This is a genomic window from uncultured Methanobrevibacter sp., assembly GCF_946184425.1.
Classification (GTDB): Archaea; Methanobacteriota; Methanobacteria; order Methanobacteriales; family Methanobacteriaceae; genus Methanocatella.
This window is the reverse complement of record NZ_CAMHFP010000025.1, coordinates 1-17,440: the sequence shown is the minus strand read 5'-3', so window position 1 is coordinate 17,440 and position 17,440 is coordinate 1. Positions and strand designations below refer to the sequence as shown.

At 32.3% G+C, this 17,440-nt stretch carries 18 protein-coding genes and 2 tRNA genes; 17 read left to right on the top strand and 3 right to left on the bottom strand.

The genetic code is table 11. From position 1 onward, the window contains the following. The 4 genes from Q0P94_RS06740 (at position 1) to Q0P94_RS06725 (ending at position 1,985) form a co-directional block, all read left to right on the top strand. On the top strand, positions 1-1,278 hold the full coding sequence (locus Q0P94_RS06740) for a tRNA (N(6)-L-threonylcarbamoyladenosine(37)-C(2))-methylthiotransferase (protein ID WP_295115003.1): 1,278 nt from the start codon (positions 1-3) through the stop codon (positions 1,276-1,278). Between the two features lie 201 nt (positions 1,279-1,479). Continuing rightward, positions 1,480-1,680: a histone family protein gene (locus tag Q0P94_RS06735; protein WP_042691314.1), complete on the top strand. Its 201-nt coding sequence runs from the start codon at positions 1,480-1,482 to the stop codon at positions 1,678-1,680. 157 nt (positions 1,681-1,837) lie between these two features. Further along, positions 1,838-1,909, top strand: a tRNA-Val gene (locus tag Q0P94_RS06730). Positions 1,910-1,912: 3 nt separating this feature from the next. After that, a tRNA-Phe gene (locus Q0P94_RS06725) sits at positions 1,913-1,985 on the top strand. Positions 1,986-2,157: 172 nt separating this feature from the next. Here Q0P94_RS06725 and deoC read toward each other — a convergent pair. Next, a complete protein-coding gene (deoC, locus tag Q0P94_RS06720) occupies positions 2,158-2,877 on the bottom strand; it encodes a deoxyribose-phosphate aldolase (protein WP_295115000.1) in 720 nt (239 codons plus the stop codon). 57 nt (positions 2,878-2,934) lie between these two features. Then, positions 2,935-4,599, bottom strand: coding sequence for a tRNA uridine(34) 5-carboxymethylaminomethyl modification radical SAM/GNAT enzyme Elp3 (locus tag Q0P94_RS06715; RefSeq protein WP_295114998.1), 1,665 nt, complete (start codon positions 4,597-4,599; stop codon positions 2,935-2,937). Positions 4,600-4,712: 113 nt separating this feature from the next. On the opposite strand from Q0P94_RS06715, the gene Q0P94_RS06710 reads away from it, so the two are divergent. Beyond that, entirely contained in the window at positions 4,713-4,988 is a 276-nt protein-coding gene (locus Q0P94_RS06710; protein WP_295114996.1) for a PRC-barrel domain-containing protein, read from the top strand. A gap of 20 nt (positions 4,989-5,008) precedes the next feature. Then, positions 5,009-5,311: a DUF2098 domain-containing protein gene (locus Q0P94_RS06705; RefSeq protein ID WP_295114994.1), complete on the top strand. Its 303-nt coding sequence runs from the start codon at positions 5,009-5,011 to the stop codon at positions 5,309-5,311. 22 nt (positions 5,312-5,333) lie between these two features. On the opposite strand, the gene Q0P94_RS06700 is transcribed toward Q0P94_RS06705, so the two are convergent. After that, complete coding sequence (locus Q0P94_RS06700) at positions 5,334-7,415, bottom strand: DEAD/DEAH box helicase (RefSeq protein WP_295114992.1); 2,082 nt, start codon at positions 7,413-7,415, stop codon at positions 5,334-5,336. Positions 7,416-7,545: 130 nt separating this feature from the next. On the opposite strand from Q0P94_RS06700, the gene Q0P94_RS06695 reads away from it, so the two are divergent. The 11 genes from Q0P94_RS06695 to asd all read left to right on the top strand — a co-directional run bounded on the left by Q0P94_RS06695 (position 7,546) and on the right by asd (position 17,169). Continuing rightward, the gene (locus Q0P94_RS06695; RefSeq protein ID WP_295114990.1) at positions 7,546-7,806 is read left to right on the top strand and encodes a thioredoxin family protein; all 261 of its coding nucleotides are present in this window, start codon (positions 7,546-7,548) and stop codon (positions 7,804-7,806) included. 32 nt (positions 7,807-7,838) lie between these two features. Next, positions 7,839-8,915: a cobalt-precorrin-5B (C(1))-methyltransferase CbiD gene (cbiD, locus tag Q0P94_RS06690; protein WP_295114988.1), complete on the top strand. Its 1,077-nt coding sequence runs from the start codon at positions 7,839-7,841 to the stop codon at positions 8,913-8,915. 24 nt (positions 8,916-8,939) lie between these two features. Then, positions 8,940-10,019, top strand: a complete 1,080-nt coding sequence (locus Q0P94_RS06685; protein ID WP_295114986.1) for a glycosyltransferase family 4 protein — start codon at positions 8,940-8,942, stop codon at positions 10,017-10,019. Between the two features lie 2 nt (positions 10,020-10,021). Then, positions 10,022-10,888 carry a shikimate kinase gene (locus Q0P94_RS06680; RefSeq protein WP_295114985.1) on the top strand — a complete coding sequence of 289 codons (867 nt, stop codon included), beginning with the start codon at positions 10,022-10,024 and terminating at the stop codon, positions 10,886-10,888. A gap of 35 nt (positions 10,889-10,923) precedes the next feature. Further along, positions 10,924-12,324, top strand: a complete 1,401-nt coding sequence (locus Q0P94_RS06675; RefSeq protein WP_295114984.1) for a succinylglutamate desuccinylase/aspartoacylase family protein — start codon at positions 10,924-10,926, stop codon at positions 12,322-12,324. Between the two features lie 74 nt (positions 12,325-12,398). Beyond that, entirely contained in the window at positions 12,399-12,740 is a 342-nt protein-coding gene (locus tag Q0P94_RS06670; protein WP_295114982.1) for a chorismate mutase, read from the top strand. Beyond that, positions 12,727-12,924, top strand: a complete 198-nt coding sequence (locus Q0P94_RS06665; protein WP_067043908.1) for a 30S ribosomal protein S17e — start codon at positions 12,727-12,729, stop codon at positions 12,922-12,924. The genes Q0P94_RS06670 and Q0P94_RS06665 overlap by 14 nt, the downstream gene beginning before the upstream one ends. Before the next feature lie 241 nt (positions 12,925-13,165). Beyond that, on the top strand, positions 13,166-14,386 hold the full coding sequence (locus Q0P94_RS06660) for an aspartate kinase (RefSeq protein ID WP_295114979.1): 1,221 nt from the start codon (positions 13,166-13,168) through the stop codon (positions 14,384-14,386). After that, on the top strand, positions 14,383-15,276 hold the full coding sequence (gene dapA, locus Q0P94_RS06655; protein WP_295114977.1) for a 4-hydroxy-tetrahydrodipicolinate synthase: 894 nt from the start codon (positions 14,383-14,385) through the stop codon (positions 15,274-15,276). Before Q0P94_RS06660 ends, dapA begins: the two co-directional genes overlap by 4 nt. Positions 15,277-15,288: 12 nt before the next feature. Then, positions 15,289-16,110: a 4-hydroxy-tetrahydrodipicolinate reductase gene (gene dapB / locus Q0P94_RS06650; RefSeq protein WP_295114975.1), complete on the top strand. Its 822-nt coding sequence runs from the start codon at positions 15,289-15,291 to the stop codon at positions 16,108-16,110. 9 nt (positions 16,111-16,119) lie between these two features. Further along, entirely contained in the window at positions 16,120-17,169 is a 1,050-nt protein-coding gene (asd, locus tag Q0P94_RS06645; protein ID WP_295114973.1) for an aspartate-semialdehyde dehydrogenase, read from the top strand. Positions 17,170-17,440 lie beyond the last annotated feature (271 nt).

Here is a 17,440-nt window from a genome sequence, read left to right as displayed (position 1 = left end):
ATGAAAGTTTATATTGATTCTTACGGATGTACATTCAATAAAGCTGATGCACAGATTATGGCGGGGGTGCTTGTTGAAAATGATATTGATATTGTAGATTCTATCGAACAGGCTGATGTTGTTATTGTAAATACCTGCTATGTTAAACTGCCTACTGAAAATAAGGTTGTTTATAAGATTCAAAAGCTTCAGGAAGAATTTCCGGATAAAAAAATTATCGTCAGCGGGTGTATGGTTGAAATTGATCCCGAAAAACTAGAGAAGATTGGTCCAAATTGTTCATGGATTGGGCCGCATCAGTTAAATAAGTCTGCAGATGTTGTTAACGGGACTTATTGTGGTGAAATAATCCGTGAAACAGGATTTACAAAAGAAAGTAAAGTTGGTGTTCCTAAACTTATAGATAATGGTTTGATTCATATTATTCAAATTTGTGAGGGTTGTTTGGGTGCATGTACATTTTGCTGCACTCGTTTTGCTCGTGGACCTTTAAATAGTTATCCAATTAAAGATATTGTTGCGGAAGCAAAGGAAGCTATTGAAAATGGTGCATGTGAAATTCAGTTAACTGCTCAAGACACTGCCGCTTTTGGCAAGGATAGTGGTGAAAAATTATTTGATTTAATTAAAGAAGTGGCAAATTTGGAGGGAGATTTCCGTGTTCGTGTTGGAATGATGCATCCTAAAAACATTTTAAATGATGTTGATGAAATAATTGAAGCAATTAAACATCCTAAGGTATATAATTTTATCCATTTGCCGATACAATCTGGCAGTAATAAGGTTTTATCAGAAATGAGGAGAGGTCATAGCATTGAACAGTATCTTGACATATTGTCCAAATTTAAAAGTGAAATTCCTGATTTGACTTTGGCTGTGGATATCATTGTTGGTTATCCTACTGAAACTGATGAAGATTTTGAGTTAACTGTTGAATTTCTCAAGAAAGCCAAACCAAGTTTGATTCATTTGTCAAAATATCAGCACAGAAAAGGCGCAATCTCTTCATCACTTGAAGAAATTCCTCGACCTGTAATGAAGAAACGTTCTAAATTTTTATCAGAAATCAAATCAAAAATAACTGAAGATGAAAACAAGGAACTTGTGGGATCTTATCAAAATGTGTTGGTTGTTGAAAAAGGTTCTAAAGGTGGTTTTATTGCTAAAACTGATTCATATATTCCAGTAATTGTTGATGATGTTGAATTGGGAACTTTTGTTAAAGTAAAGATAACTGAAGCAACTTCTACTTATCTTAAAAGCGAATTGGCAAAATAATATTTTTTTTATTTTATTTTTTCTTATTTTTATATTTTTACCTAATTTTTACCCTTTAATTATTTGTATTATTAATATTTTTTTCCAATATTCAAAAGCATTTTAGGATAGGTGCACTACTATAATATAGGGATTGAATATTCAGTTTTACCGATACCTTTATATACTATTGTATACTATCTTTTAATTGGAGGTGTCATAATGAGTGAATTACCAATCGCACCAGTCGGTCGTATCTTAAAAAATGCTGGCGCACAAAGAATTAGTGACGATGCAAAAATTGCATTAGCTGAAGCATTAGAAGAAAAAGGTGACGAAATCGCACAAAAAGCTGTTAATTTCGCACGCCACGCTGGTAGAAAAACTGTAAAAGCTGAAGATATCAAATTAGCAATCAAATAGATTTGTTAGTTAGTTATTTTCTAAAAAAAGCTTTATATAATAAAATCTATTGGCCATTTTTCTTGGTCAATTTTTTTTATTTTTAATTTTATTTTCATCACCGCCCTATATGGTAAACTTTATATATTACTTTTTACAAATTATTGTATGTTGTATAGGACCGGTGGTCTAGGGGTATGATTCCTCTTTGACGTGGAGGAGATCACGAGTTCGAATCTCGTTCGGTCCATATGCCATGGTAGTTCAGATGGGAGAACGCTAGACTGAAGATCTAGATGTCGCTGGTTCAAGTCCGGCCCATGGCATTACTTTTATTACTATTTCTCAAGATATTTTTATAATTGGTGAAGGTTTTATTTTTATTAGTAATTTATCAATTAAAATTAACTTTTGATTATTTTTCATATAATTTAATGATAATAATCTTTTTTAGATTTTTTCATCTATCGAATAAAAATGGGATGGTTTACCTTATTTTTATAAGGTAATTGGTTTTGGTTTTACTTGGGTGTTTTCCCTTAATTCTTTGTATCTTTTCACGATTTCATATCCGTGATTACTGGAAATTTTATCTGCTCCAGCAGTTAGGACCTGGTTGGCTAGTTTATAACTGTCTACTCCACCAAATATTTCAATTTTGATTTTTGGAGCGTATTTTTGGATAATGTTAATGTCATTTACAATTTCATAAATGTGACACGGACTTACAAATCCTGTTGCTGTTTTAATAAAGTCTGCACCCGCTTTTTGAACAACTTGGGCCACTGCAGATTTTTCTGCATCTTCAAGAGCTTTAACTTCAATATTTGCCTTTAAGATTTTATCGCCCATAACCTCTTTAATGGCTTCAATTTCTTTTCCGATTAGTTTGTATTTTTTGTCTTTTAAATAACTTAAGTTAATTACAACTTCTAATTCATCAGCTCCCTGATTCAGTAAGGTTTTTGCTTCTGAAACTTTGCTTTCAGTATTTTCAAAACCTAATGGAAATCCGACAACACTTCCAACTTTAATGTCTGTATCAGCTAAAACTTCTTTAGCTAATGAAACATATGTTGGTGAGACAACTACAGAATTAAAAGTTGATTCTTTAGCTTTTTCAAGAAATTCTTTCATTTCTTTTTCTGTAATAATATTGTTTAAATTAGCATAATTGATATATCCGGCTAATTCTTTAGAATTTTTTATATTATACATCATTACCACTCTCTTATAATTAGTTAGTATTTATACGAATGAACTATTTAAATATTTTCATATTAACTTTTTCATCATATATGGTCCAATTTTTTCATATCCGAATTTACGATAATAATTTCTGGATCCAATTCCACTAATTATGGCAATTTCTTCTTTACCATTTTCAAGGGATAAATTTTCAGCTTCTTTAAGAAGTTTTTCACCAAATCCGGTATGTTGGCCAATTTTCGGATTTTTATCTCCGATTTTTATCATATTGCCATAAACATGCAGTTCACGGACTAATGCTGTTTTATCAGTTATTTCATTTCTGAAGTGATTTTTTGAAGGGAATCGCAATCTTAAAAATCCGGCAATGCTTTCTTCGTTAATGTCTTCTATAGATAAAAAGTTTTCTTCTCCATTACATGCATTATATGTTTCTTTAAACATTTCGAAGTCATCCAATTCATATTCTTTGGATGTTTTCTTATGGCCAATTTCACGGCATCGTATGCATTGGCAATTAATGTGATTTTCTTCAAGTTGGTTGTATACTAGTTCTCCAAGATTTGATTTTTTAACTCCTGCTTCAATTAGTGTTGACGGTATGTCTCTTTGAATTCTCATTGTCCTAACCCATTTTGGAAGGATTTTTTTAATTTTAACGATTAATTCAACTGCTTCCTCATCGGTGTATGGTTCATACCCTCCATTTTTCCACAAATCATACAGTTCGCTTCCTGCAGTAACTAGGCAAGGGTAGATTTTAAGCATATCTGGCTTGAAATTGTCATCACTAAATAACTGTTTAAACATCTTTAAATCCTGTTTTTCATCAACAAACAATCCAGGCATCATATGCATGGCTACTTTTATTGCGGAATCTCTTAAAAGCTGATTTGCTTCAATCACATCTGCAATGGTATGTCCTCTTTTAATTTTTTTATATAATTCGTCGGATAATGTCTGAACGCCAAGTTCGACTCTTGTAACTCCAAAATCTAACATTCTGTTTATGTGCTCTTTTTTACAATAGTCTGGGCGTGTTTCAAATGTCATTCCAACACATCTGACTTTGGAATTTTCATTTGATTTTTGAATGTCATCTATCAAAACATAATCGCTTGGAGGATAAGTTTTGAAAACTCCCTTTTCAAATGTTCTGATTTCATCATAATCTAAGTTATAATCATAATTTTTAGGTTTATTTTCAAGTATCAATCCAAAATCGGTCATGGCTTTCAGGCATTGTGAAGTAAACCATTGCTGATAACATAAGTCTCTGGATGGAAATGTTCCTCCCATTATAATCAGTTCCACCTTATCAATTGGATGTCCAATTTTTTTAAGTTGTTTTAATCTGTTGAAGCATTGAACATATGGGTGAAATTCATACATTCTGCCCCTTAGGGCCGCCGGTTCTTCACCGGTATAACTTGGGGGTGCTATATCACTTTCTGGGCAGTAAAAACATCTTCCATGAGGGCATTTGTGCGGATGGCACATTACAGCAACAATGGCAACACCAGACATTGTTCTTGTAGGCTTTTTCTTTAGGATTCCTGAAACAATTTCCTTTTCTTCAGGTTTCGCATATTCCAAAATGTCTGCATTGCTCATAAATCGTGATAATTTTAAATCACGGCAAAGTTGTCTTTTTTCAACTTCTAATTCACGTCGAGTGGATATTTTACTATTTAGAATATCATTAATTATTGTCCGACATGCTTTTTCCATTTCTCACACCATTCGTTAAATTAATAGTTACTTTTATATATCTGTTTATTATTAATAGTTAATGTTTTATTATATAATATTCAAAAATAAATGTATAATAAAAAGGTGATACTATGAAAATTAAAGAATTTGTAGGTTCCACAGTTTTAGATAAAAATGCAAACGAAGTTGGTAAAATAGATAATGTTGATTTTGACACAGAAACTGGAAAAATCGAAACTATTGTTTTAACATTACAAAAAAACTTATTCTCTAAAGATGAACTTGAAATTAATTTTGAGGATATTGCAACTATCGGTGCATATGTTATTTTAAACAAAGAAATCACTAAAGAAATTGAAGTAGACGAAGTTGAAGCTACTACTGTCGAAATCGAAGATGATGAATAAATTAATCTATAGGTTATATTATGGTTTTTGATGCAAGAGATAAAGAAATTGCTCTTGGCAATCATGTCAGATATGTTGATACCGGAACAATTGGTGAAGTTATTGACATGAAAACAAAAGATGACATTGATTGGGTAAAGATTGAGAAAACTAACTTGTGGTATCGCTCAAAATTAGTGGAATTGCTTGATGAGAAAGATTTAAAGAAAAAATCTTTTGAAGATGATGGTGATGATGAGATTGATATTGATTCATTAAAAGATAAAACCTTAGATTTCGAAAGTTATCAAATGGATTCTAGTGTTGCTGAGGGAGGAGGTTAATCTCCCACTTTTTTATTTTTTTTTAATTATTTTCTATAAAAGATTTAATTTTTGAAGCCAGTTTAGGGCCTATTCCATCTATTTTTTGCAATTCTGTTTCAGATACTGTTGTTAAGTCATTTCCAAATATCTCTACTACATTTCTAGCCCTTTTTCTTCCAAGACGTTTAACTCCAACGACCAAGGGTATGATGTCTTCTTTAACTCCGTAGTATAATCTTGCAGATAGGAAATCAAAGTCTTTTAAGTAAGTATAGTCTCCTAAAACTTCAGCTGTTTTTTTAGCAAAAATTATAAGTCTGGATGCTTCATATGCTGACCGTCTGGTTGACGCTGAATAAACATTGTATTTATTTTCTATTTCGTATTCACTTCTTTCGTTAATCCATTCAATTAATGATACGGTTGTAGCTTCAGGATTTCCAATATCAACTGCAAATAATCCTGATTCTGATAACCTTTCACGAACAGGATCTTTTGATTTTCTTCCTTTAAATGAAATCAATGGTAGGTCTGGGGTCTCAGATAATGCATAAATGAATTCATCAGCATTGAATTCGCTCATGCTTGAGATGTACTCTTTGAGTTTAACTGCGGTTTCAACAGTATAATTTGATTTGGCTATTAAATTACCGAATTCAGTTGTTTTAAGTCCTTCTGGTGTTGCTCTAATAATGCCGTTTTGAAGCAGGAATTGTAATGCACTTTCAAGTTCATACTTTAAGCTGTCCTCAGCAAATAGTGACATTGAAGGATTGTTTTTCATTTGATAACCATAAAGTGTTTTTCCAAAGAAATCAGTTAAATCTTCAATGTTTTTTGATAGTGATGATGCAATTTGTGCAATAATTTGTCTATAAATTGCATCCTTATTGTCAACAAGTTTTGAATTTGTTAATTCAATGTCTCCTTCAATATAGAATTCTTCCAGGTTCATGGCTTCATCTATTGTTTTTGCTATGAGGTAAGAGTACCCAACATCATCATATTGTGGTCTTCCGGCTCTTCCGGACATTTGTTCATAATCAAAAACTGGAATCGGTTGAGGGCCGTTGCTGGTCCAGCGTGTATGGTCTCTTATTAAAACAGATTTTGATGGTAAATTAACTCCGTACATTAAACTTGGAGTAGCTGTAATCATTAATATATTTCCATTTCTGAATTCATCTTCAATAATCTCTTTTTGTTCATTGAAAAGTCCGGCATGGTGAAATGCAACACCTTTTTCCGCAACTTCAGCTAGTTTAAGGCATGTGCTAGTCGGAAGAGATCCTTTTTTCTTAGGCACTTCAAGTAATTTTTCTGAAACTTCTTTAAATCGTTTTCTTTGTTCTTTATTAATTTTCTTATTTATTTTCCCTGAAACATATGTTGCCAGACTTTCGGTAAATCTTCTTGTGGATACAAATGCTAATGCTTGAGATTTATCTTTAATTGCCTTTTCAATTACTTTTACAACAACATCATTTTTATTTTTTGTATTGAACATCTCGGCATCCAGTACTTCCTTGTGCAATGGGACTGGCCTGTAGTCATGCTCAACGCAGGTTCCTTCAAGCCACCCTTCAATTTCTTCGATATTTCTCAATGTGGCTGAAAGGGCAATGATTCTCATACTTGGATTAATAATTTTTGCTCTTGTTATTGCTGCCTCTAGTGTTGGTCCTCTTGTGTATTCACCAATCATGTGAAATTCGTCGATGATTAAAGTATCAACATCACGCAATGCATCCCATGAAAATCTTGTCAAAGCATCAAATGATTCAAAAACCATTACTGATAAATCTGCGCTAGATGGATGTTTTCCTACTCTGATTCCGTGCTCTTCAAATGCTTTAAACTCTTTTACTTTTTCATTTTGAATAGATAATAATGGTGCGGCATATATAGCTTTTCCACCTTCAAGTATTGTTTTAAGTGCAGGTAATACTCCTAAAATGGTTTTTCCACTTGCTGTAGGTATTGAAATGATGTAATTTGATTTGTCATCTAAATATCCGGATTCAATAACTGCTTTTTGAGCAGGATTGAACTCTTCAATATACGGATATGCGCTATTAATTATTTTTTTGATATCAGTTGGTAAATTTTCCATTTTAATCATTAATCTTTTATTTTTTCATTAATAATAAATATTTGTAGAGCATTTGATAACAAATAATGGGTGGTAACAGTTATATATCACTTATTATAAATTAGGTTTAAATAAAACTTAAATTAATGGAGACTATATTATGGCAATAAAAGTAGAAGTATTTTCAACAAACTCTTGTCCTCATTGTCCAGCTGCAATTGATGCAGCTCAAGTTGCAAAAGATAAAATGGGCGATGCTATTGATGTAGAAGTTATAAAAATTGATGAAAGTGAAGAAAACAGACAAAAAGCTATAAATTATCAAATTATGGCTGTACCTACTATTGTCATCGATGGTGATGTGGCTTTTGTAGGCGCACCAAGTGATGCGGAACTTATAGAAAAACTTGAATCTTTATAGATTCTCTCTTTTTTATTCTTTTTTTGTTAAAAATGACTGATGATAATTATGTGGGGGTTACAACAGGCACCATTGCCACTGCTTGTTCTTTAGCCGCTTTGGATATACTTTTGGATTCAGAAGATATTGCTTGTGTTAACGTTGAAACTCCTAAAAAAACATTGGATATTATTATTGATGAGTGTAAAAAATTATCTTCTTTTAAAGCGTATGCTGTAGCTCATAAAAATCCTTATAATGACCCTGATGTGACTGTGGATTTGGCAATTGTTGCTACTGTGGAATTGTTGGACAAATCCGATGAATCGTCAAATGTTATTATCACAGGAGGGGAAGGCGTTGGAAAAATTACAAAACCGGGTCTTCAAATTCCTGTTGGGGAATATGCAATAAATCCGGTTCCGCGCAAAATGATTTTAAAAAATTTGTCGGATAGAATACCTGAAGGTAAAGTTGCCAAGGTTACCATTTCCATTCCTGAAGGAGAAAAAATCGCAAAAAAGACAATGAATCCTAAATTGGGCATTGTAGGAGGAATATCTATCCTTGGAACTACTGGTATTGCAAGATCCATGTCCAGTGAAGCATATAAAAATTCCATTGTCACTCAAATTGATGTGGCTATTGCATCAGATATTGATGATTTGGTTTTTGTTCCGGGTAATATTGGTGAAAAATTAGCCCTTAAAAAATTGGATATTACTAAAGAGCAAATAGTTCAAACTGGGAATTTTGTAGGTTTCATGTTTGAAGAGGCTGAAAAAAGAGGAATTACTAAATTTACTTATTTTGGACATATGGGTAAATTAATAAAAGTTGCCGGAGGCATATTTGATACAAAACATGCGGTTGCAGATGGCAGGCGTGAGATAATGGTTGCACATGCAGCACTTTGCGGAGCGGATAAAGAGTCTCTACAAAGGTTATATGGCTCCAAAACAACTGATGATATGATGGACATTTTGGAGGAAATAAATCTTTCTTCGGATGTTTCAGATAGTATAGCTTCCGCAATTCATGAAAGATGTATGCAACGTTTTGATTTAGATTTGAATGTGATATTGGTAGATATGGAAGGTAATTATTTAAACAGCAACTTTAAAATATAATATTATTAAATGGGAGTTAATTTTATGAAAATAGCTATGGTTGGTCAATTTCCACCTCATGTGGGTGGTGTCGGTGTTCATATTCATACATTGTCAAAAGAACTGGTAAAACAAGGTCATGAAGTTTATGTAATCACATATCCTCATAAGGATATTAAGGATATTGACGGAATTCATGTTATTGGCACTAGGGGTCTCAATATTCCTGGCGTACGGGGTATGATGTTTAAGATGAATGCTAAAAAGGCATTGGAAGAACTTCTTGAAAAAGTGGACATTGACATTATTCATGGGCATTATTTATTCCCTGCCGGTGCGGCTGCAGTTGAAGTTGGAAAGGAGCATGGGATAAAAACTTATGTGACTGCGCACGGTTCAGATATGTTTGAATTATATAAAAAACAACCATTTATGAGATCTCCAGTTAAAAAAGTGTTGAAAAATGCTGATGTTGTTTTGGCGGTAAGTAATGCATTGAGGCATGAAATAATTGCTACTGGAGTTACGGGCATTGCAAACAAGACAAGATTATCATGGAACTCTGTTGATGTTAATAAGTTTTCAAATGAAGAAAACAATTCATTTAGGGATGAATATAAACTAAACGATAAACCTATTGTTCTTTTTGTAGGTAATTTAATTAAAAGGAAAAATGTTGATTCACTCCTCGAAGCTAAAAAGATTGCAAGCAGTGATTATTACCTGGTTGTTGTTGGAGACGGTCCATTATTCAAAAAACTTAAAAATAAAGTTGAAGATGAGAATATTCATGATGTGATATTTACAGGTTCTAGAGGCGATGTTGAGAAAATAATACCTAGTTGTGATGTTTTAATTTTACCGTCCTATTCTGAAAGTTTTGGATTGGTTTTAATAGAAGCATTGGCATGTGGAAAACCGGTTATTGGTAGTAATGTTGGTGGAATCACCGAAATAATAACTGATGATGTGGGGTTACTTGTAAATCCAAATAAAATATCTTCTATTGCACGTGCTATTGATAAAATGATTATTGATAATGATTTCAGATATGTACTGTCATTGAATGCAAGAAATAGGGCTATGGATTTTTCCACAATTACAATTCCATACGATGAGGTTTAATCATGAAAAAAATAATTCGGTCTCCAGGTTCAGCAACAATTATTAATGCCATAGCAACAGGTTACGGTTCAGCATTTGGAATTGGTTTGGATATTGTTTGCGAGGCCAAAACTTTACCTCATTCAATCAAATGTTCCAATGATGTGGGTGCAGATAACTTTTTAATGGAATTATGTGTTGAAAAGGTATTTGATTATTATAATGTCACTGCGGAAGATTTTGGAATTGATATAAAAACTAAATCTAATTTGCCGATGGCATCTGGCCTTTCAAGCAGCAGTGCTTCATCAAATGTTATTGTTAAGGCTACATCTTCTATTATATGTGAAGAATTTGATTTAAAACCTCCTGGCGATTTTGAAATTATTAATATGGCTATCGATGCATCAATTGAGGCTAAGGTTACAATCACAGGGTCTTTTGATGATGCAACTGCATCTTATTTTGGAGGTGTTGTTGTAACTGATAATATGAACCGGAAATTCATCATTAAAGAAAATATGGTGGATTATCCTATTTTGGTTTATATGCCGAATTTTTATTCGAAATCAGGGGATTCTAATCCTGAAAGAATGAAACTATTGGCTCCTTTGGTCGAAACAGCTTTTGAATTTGCCAAGAAAAAAGATTATTTCAAAGCCTTAAATTTAAATGGTTTGATTTATTCTGCAACTTTGGGATTCGATTCAACTATTGCAATTGATGCACTGGAAGCTGGTGCAATTGCTTCTGGATTATCTGGTACTGGATCTTCATTTGTGGCAGTTGTCAGTGATGAAACAATTGATGACGTTGCTGAAGCTTGGAGTAAATATGATGGGAAAGTTATTGAAACTAAAGTTGATAATATGGGGTGTGTCATCCTATGAAAAAATGTTATTTTTTTTTAATAATAGTTTTATTTTTGTCGATTTCTGCTGTATCGGCAGCGGCAAATGAAACAAATAATGAATTAATCTGTGAAAATACTAATTTTGAAAATTATTCTACCTTTGAAAATGTTTTTCAAGAGGATTCTATTTTGTATAATGATTCTGGTTTTGAAGATAATTCTTCAGTTTCAACTGGCAGTAACTTTACTGAATCAGATACTTTTTTTATCAAATCTAAAAATTTGGTTGCATATTATAAGATTAATCCTGTTTACAAAATTAAAATTGTAAATTCTACTGGTCATGCAGTTGTTGGTAAAAATATTAAATTTAAATTTAATAATAAAATATTCGATAATAAAACTGATTCTGGAGGATTTGCTTATTTAACTATCAAATCTAAACCTGGAACTTATAAAATTGATGTTATTTGTGGGAATAGTTATAGTAAAAATACTATTAAATTATTCAAATCTAGAGTTGCATCAAAAAACATCAAAAGTGTCTATGGTAAAAAAGTTAATTATTATTTGAGGGTTGTTGACAATTTTGGCAAATTAATGAAGGGAGTTCCGGTCATTTTCAAAGTTGATAAAAAAATATACCGAAGATACACTAATTTTAAAGGTATAGCTACTTTAAATTTAAATTTCAATTCTGGAAAACATATTATTTATTACTCTGTAAATGGAATTTCTGGAAAAAATATCTATATGGTATATAATAAAATTTCATTAAAAGTTTTAAATTGGGGCATTAAAGGAGATCATATTAAAATTCCTCTTATTCGAAAAAACATGCCTGATAGTTATTGGGTTAAAAAAGTTATTGCAGCTACTAAAGAAGGATTGCCTTTGTTATCTTTTAAAGGTGGAAATGGTAAAACTGTTTTCATGACTGCTGGAGTTCATGGTAATGAAATTCCTCCTCAAGTTGCAATAATGAAATTGATTAACTATCTGTCTAAAAAACCAATTAAAGGGACAGTTTATATGATTCCTTTTGTCAATATTAAAGCGGCTTATCATAAGGTGAGGTTAACTGAATTCGACTTTAATAGGGTAGCTAATATTCCTGGAACTGTTTCCAATAAGATTGTTAATTTAATTGTTAAATTAAAATGTGACTGTTATGGGGATTTCCATAGTACTGAAAGTCCCGGAGACCCGGGATTAAACATTGTTTTAGGTTTTAATACTCCTAAAAATTGTGTAAAACTTACTAATTATCTGGCTAAATCTAGTAATGTATATAAAAAATTTCATTATCCTGGAGGAATACATACCTGGACATTGGCTGATTGGGCGGATTATAATGGAGTTCCTTCTGTAATTTGTGAAGTAATCAGTAAGGTTAATACAGTTTCATATAAGAATGCGGTGCTGTCATATAAAATGATGATAAACTTTTTGAAATTTAGTTCGATAATATGAGTTAATCATATAGTTTATATACTAGGATAATAATAAATTATATTATTATCATTATTATCAAGAATGGTGATTTTTTGGCTGAAGATTATGAGATAAAAATATTTAATAATAAACAAGAAGCTGAAGAACTTCTTAAAAAGTCTAGGAATCGCATTGATGAAATTGATAATGAGTTATTGGATTTAATATCTCAGAGAACTGCTCTGGCAAAAGATATTGTTGTTGCAAAGGATTTTTTAGATCTTCCGATTTATGATAAGTCTAGAGAAGACGCAATACATAATAAAATTAGGAAAGTTTCTGAAGAGCGAAATCTTGATGCAGATATTATTAATCAAATCATTGATATGCTAACTATGTTAAGTAAAACTGAGCAAGAAAAAATTTTAAGGAGGAATGTTAATGGGAAATATTAGAACTTCATTTGTTAAACGTTTAGCAAAAGAACTTATTGAAACTCACAAAGGTGTTTTCACTACTGATTTTGAAGAAAACAAAAAATTAGTACAGGAATACTCTACTGTAAGTACTAAACATTTAAGAAATAAAATCGCTGGATATGTTACAAGGCTTGTGAGATTAGAACAAACTCAAGAATAAGCTTTTTCCATATTTCTTTTTACTCTTTTTTTTATTTAATATTTTTTTTCAATTATTATATATTGTATAAATTTTGTTTGTATTTTTAGTTTTTTCTGTCATTTATTTTCTATATTTTAATATTTTTTCAAATAGTTTAAGTATAAAGTTTATTAATAAGATTGTATAGAAATATATATGTATATTTTATTTATGGAAATTTAACTTAATTTCAATGAACTTTAAGAAATAGGTGAAATTAATGGATTTATTAGTAGCAAAATTTGGTGGAACCTCGGTTGGTAATGGTTCTAGGATTAAAAAAGCGGCTCAGTCCGTTGTTAATGAATATATGAAAGGGAATCAGATTGTTGTAGTAGTTTCTGCAGTCAATAAGTCTACTGACGAACTTATTGAATTATCTGATGATGCAATAGGTTCCGGATTAACAGATAAACAACAAGCAGAGATAGTTGCTATGGGTGAATTGACAAGTGTCAGATTGTTTTCTGCAACTATTGAATCATTGGGCGTTAAATCTCAATTTATTGACCCTTATAGTGATTTATGGCCAGTAATAACTGATTCTAATCCTTTAGCTGCTAAAATTGATTTCAAAGCTACTGATATTAAAATGGAAGGGATTAGAACACTTCTAAATCAGGGTATTATTCCTGTCATTTGTGGATTTTTAGGAAAAGGACCTGGCGGTCAGATTACTACTTTGGGAAGAGGGGGCAGTGATGTTTCCGCATTTTTAATTGGTCATTGTTTGGAAGCAAATGAAGTTATTATAGTCACTGATGTTGAAGGGGTAATGTCAACAGATCCAAATAAAATAGAGTCTGCAAAGTTACTTGACCATATTTCAGTTGAAGAAATGAGGGATTTGGCAACTCATGGTGCACAAGTTTTGCATCCTAATGCATTAACATATAAAGACCCTCTCATAAGTGCGAAAATTATTAACTTTGCACATGGTGATTTGTCTTCAAAAGGTACTCGTATAGTTGGACCTTTTGAAGGAGACATACTTAAAGGTGTAACTCTTTATAAGAATCCTATTTCTCTTATTGCCGTTGTTGGTGAAGCAATGCTTAAAAAAAGCGGATTATTTGCAGGTTTAAGCGGATGCCTTGCTGCAGAAAATATCAATATTTTCGGTATTTCCGCCGCTCAAAATTCAATGTCTGCATTTGTTGATAAATCCGATTCAAACAAGGCATATCATTTATTACATAAATTTGTTGTCGAAACTGATGTTTTGAGTTCATTGTCATTAGGAAGAGATACTGCAATGATTACGTTTGTCAGTCCGGATATCATTGAAAAACCTGGTATCATATCTGATATTACTGAACCATTAAGAAAAAATGATATTAATATTGTTGAAATTATTTCCTCACAAACTGCAATTGTATTGTTTGTAGATTGGAAAGATGGTGAAAAAGCACGTGACTTAATTAACGAGGTTTTAGAATGAAATTTGAAGGTACATATGTCGCAATGGTAACTCCATTCGATGAAAATGAACAAATCGATGAAGAAGGTTTTAGATCAAATATAAACTATCTCATAGACCAGGGCGTTAACGGTTTGGTTGGAGCTGGAACAACTGGTGAATCTGCTACTGTTGACCATGAAGAACATAAAAAAATCATTGATATTTTAGTCGATGAAGTAAACGGCAGAGTAGATGCAATTGCTGGAACTGGAAGTAATTCCACTTATGAAGCTGCTGACCTTACTAAATATGCTGCAGATGCTGGAGCTGATGGGGCATTGTTGATTACTCCATATTATAACAAACCACAGCAACATGCATTAATTGAGCATTATAGGACTGTTGCTCAAGAAAGTGAATTGCCTATTATTGCTTATAATGTTCCGTCCCGTACCGGTGTGGATATGAATGTTGAAACTATTGTCGAATTGGCGAAAATTGACTACATTGATGCAGTTAAGGAAGCTAGTGGAAGTGTGGATAAAGTATCTGATATATATAGGGCTCTTCAACATGATGGACTTGAAGATGACTTCAGCATACTTTCTGGAGAAGATTCTTTAACCTTACCTTTAATGGCTGTAGGTGCAACAGGAGTAGTTAGTGCTTCAGCTAACATTGATGCAAGAAGAATGGTTTTAATGGTTGACAGTATTTTAAATGATGATTATACTAGAGCTATGGAACTTCATTATGAAATGGTTGAACTTATCAGAGCTCTTTTCGTAGAAAGTAATCCTGTACCTGTTAAAACTGCAATGAATATTATGGGTATGCCTGCAGGACCTTTAAGACTTCCTTTAGCGGAAATGAAAGATGAAAATTTAGAAATACTTAAAAAAGCATTAAAAGATTCTAATTTAATTTAAAAAGGTTTTATTATGATTAAAGTAGCAGTTACTGGAGCTGCAGGAAGAATGGGCTCTGGTATTATTAGAAAAATATCTGAACAAGATGACATGGAAGTTGTTGCAGCTATTGAAATTCCAAATACTCCTCTTGAAGGAAAAGATGCCGGAATTCAAGCTGGAATTGGTGAAATTGGTGTTAAAATCACAGGTTCTGAAAATTTGGAGGATGCATTAAAAACATCTGGTGCTGATGTTCTTGTTGATTTCACTATAGCTCATGCTGCGGTAGATACTATTGAAAGAGCTACTGCATGTGGTGTTTCTGTTGTTGTGGGAACTACTGGTTTTTCTGAAGAGCAGATGCAATCAAACATTAAAAATGTTAAGGATAATAATGTTTCTGCTGTAATTTCTTCAAATATGGCTATTGGTGTGAATGTATTTTTCAACACTTTAAAGAAATTGGCTCCTTTATTATATGACTTTGATATTGAAATTATTGAAGCACACCATAATCAAAAACAGGATGCACCTTCTGGAACTGCTGTAACTGCATTTGAAGTAATTGCTGATGCTCTCGAACGTGATCCTGAAGAAGTAGGTGTTTATGGTAGAAAAGGATTGGTCGGTAAAAGAACTAAAGAGGAAATAGGTATTCATGCAATTCGCGGTGGAGATATTGTAGGTGACCATACTGTAATGTTTGTCGGTGATGGTGAAAGAATAGAAGTTAAACACCAGGCTCATACTAGAGAAGTATTTATTGCGGGAGTTATTAGAGCTATTAGATTTGTTCCAACTGCTGAAAAAGGTGTTGTAAGCAGTATGAATGATGTATTAGGTTTAGATTAGGTGATTAGTATGGTAAATGTTGGAATTCTTGGTGCAACTGGGATGGTTGGTCAAAGATTTATACAATTGCTTGCTGACCATCCTGATTTTGAGATAACTGCATTGGCTGCTTCATCACGATCTGCTGGAAAAAGATATGAAGATGCAACCACTTGGTACATGGATCATGAAATGCCTGAATCTGTAAGAGATATTGAAGTTGTGGAAACTAATCCTGATGCAATGGATAATGATGTTGATATAGTATTTTCTTCTCTTCCAACAGATTTTGCTTTAAAAGTTGAAAAAGAGTTTGCAAAAGATTATGTTGTTGCAAGTAATGCTAGTGCACATAGAATGAAAAAAAATATTCCATTGGTTATTCCTGAAGTTAATCCTGAGTGTTTGGATATGATTGATGCTCAGCAAAAGGAAAATGACTGGGATGGTTTCATTGTTACAAATCCTAACTGTTCAACAATTGCTTTGGCTTTAACATTAAAACCTGTTGTTGATAACTTTAATGTAAATTCAGTCAGAGTATCAACAATGCAGGCTGTATCTGGTGCGGGGTATAATGGTGTTCCGTCAATGGCTATTGTTGACAATATTGTTCCATATATTGGCAGTGAAGAAGAAAAAATGGAAAGTGAATCACTATACTTGTTAGGTTCTTATGATGGCAGTGATGTTGTGCGTGCAGATTTTAAATTAAGTGCATCATGTCACAGGGTATCTGTAATAGATGGACATACCGAAGCTGTATTCATTGAGTTGGATGATGACTTCGACATTGCTGATGTTAAAGAGACTATGGCTAACTTCAAGGGTTTGCCACAAGAACTTAATCTGTTCTCTGCTCCTGAAAATCCAGTGATTGTCAGAGAAGAAGAGAATAGGCCACAACCAAGAATGGATAGAAATGCCGGTAATGGTATGGCTGTCACTGTAGGTAGGGTAAGAAAAGATCAAGTATTCGATAATAGCTTTAAATATGTTCTTGTAGGTCATAATACTATTCGTGGTGCTGCAGGAGCATCCATATTGAATGCTGAATTAATTAATGATAAAATACTTTGATTTTATCCATTTTTTTCTATTATTTTTTTTTATAGTTTTTATTTTTTAATTCTTTTTTCTCATTGTTTTTAATTTTATTTGTAGGTTATTTTAAGGGTTTAATTTAAATAGTATAAAATTAATATTTTATATCAAGGAATTATATTGTACAATATATCGAAATTTTCAAATTCATTAATATTTGTAATTTGAAATCGGTATTGGGATAGAAATTTTAACTAAGGGATAGAATGGAAATAGGAATTGATGCTGAAAAAGATACTCTACAATC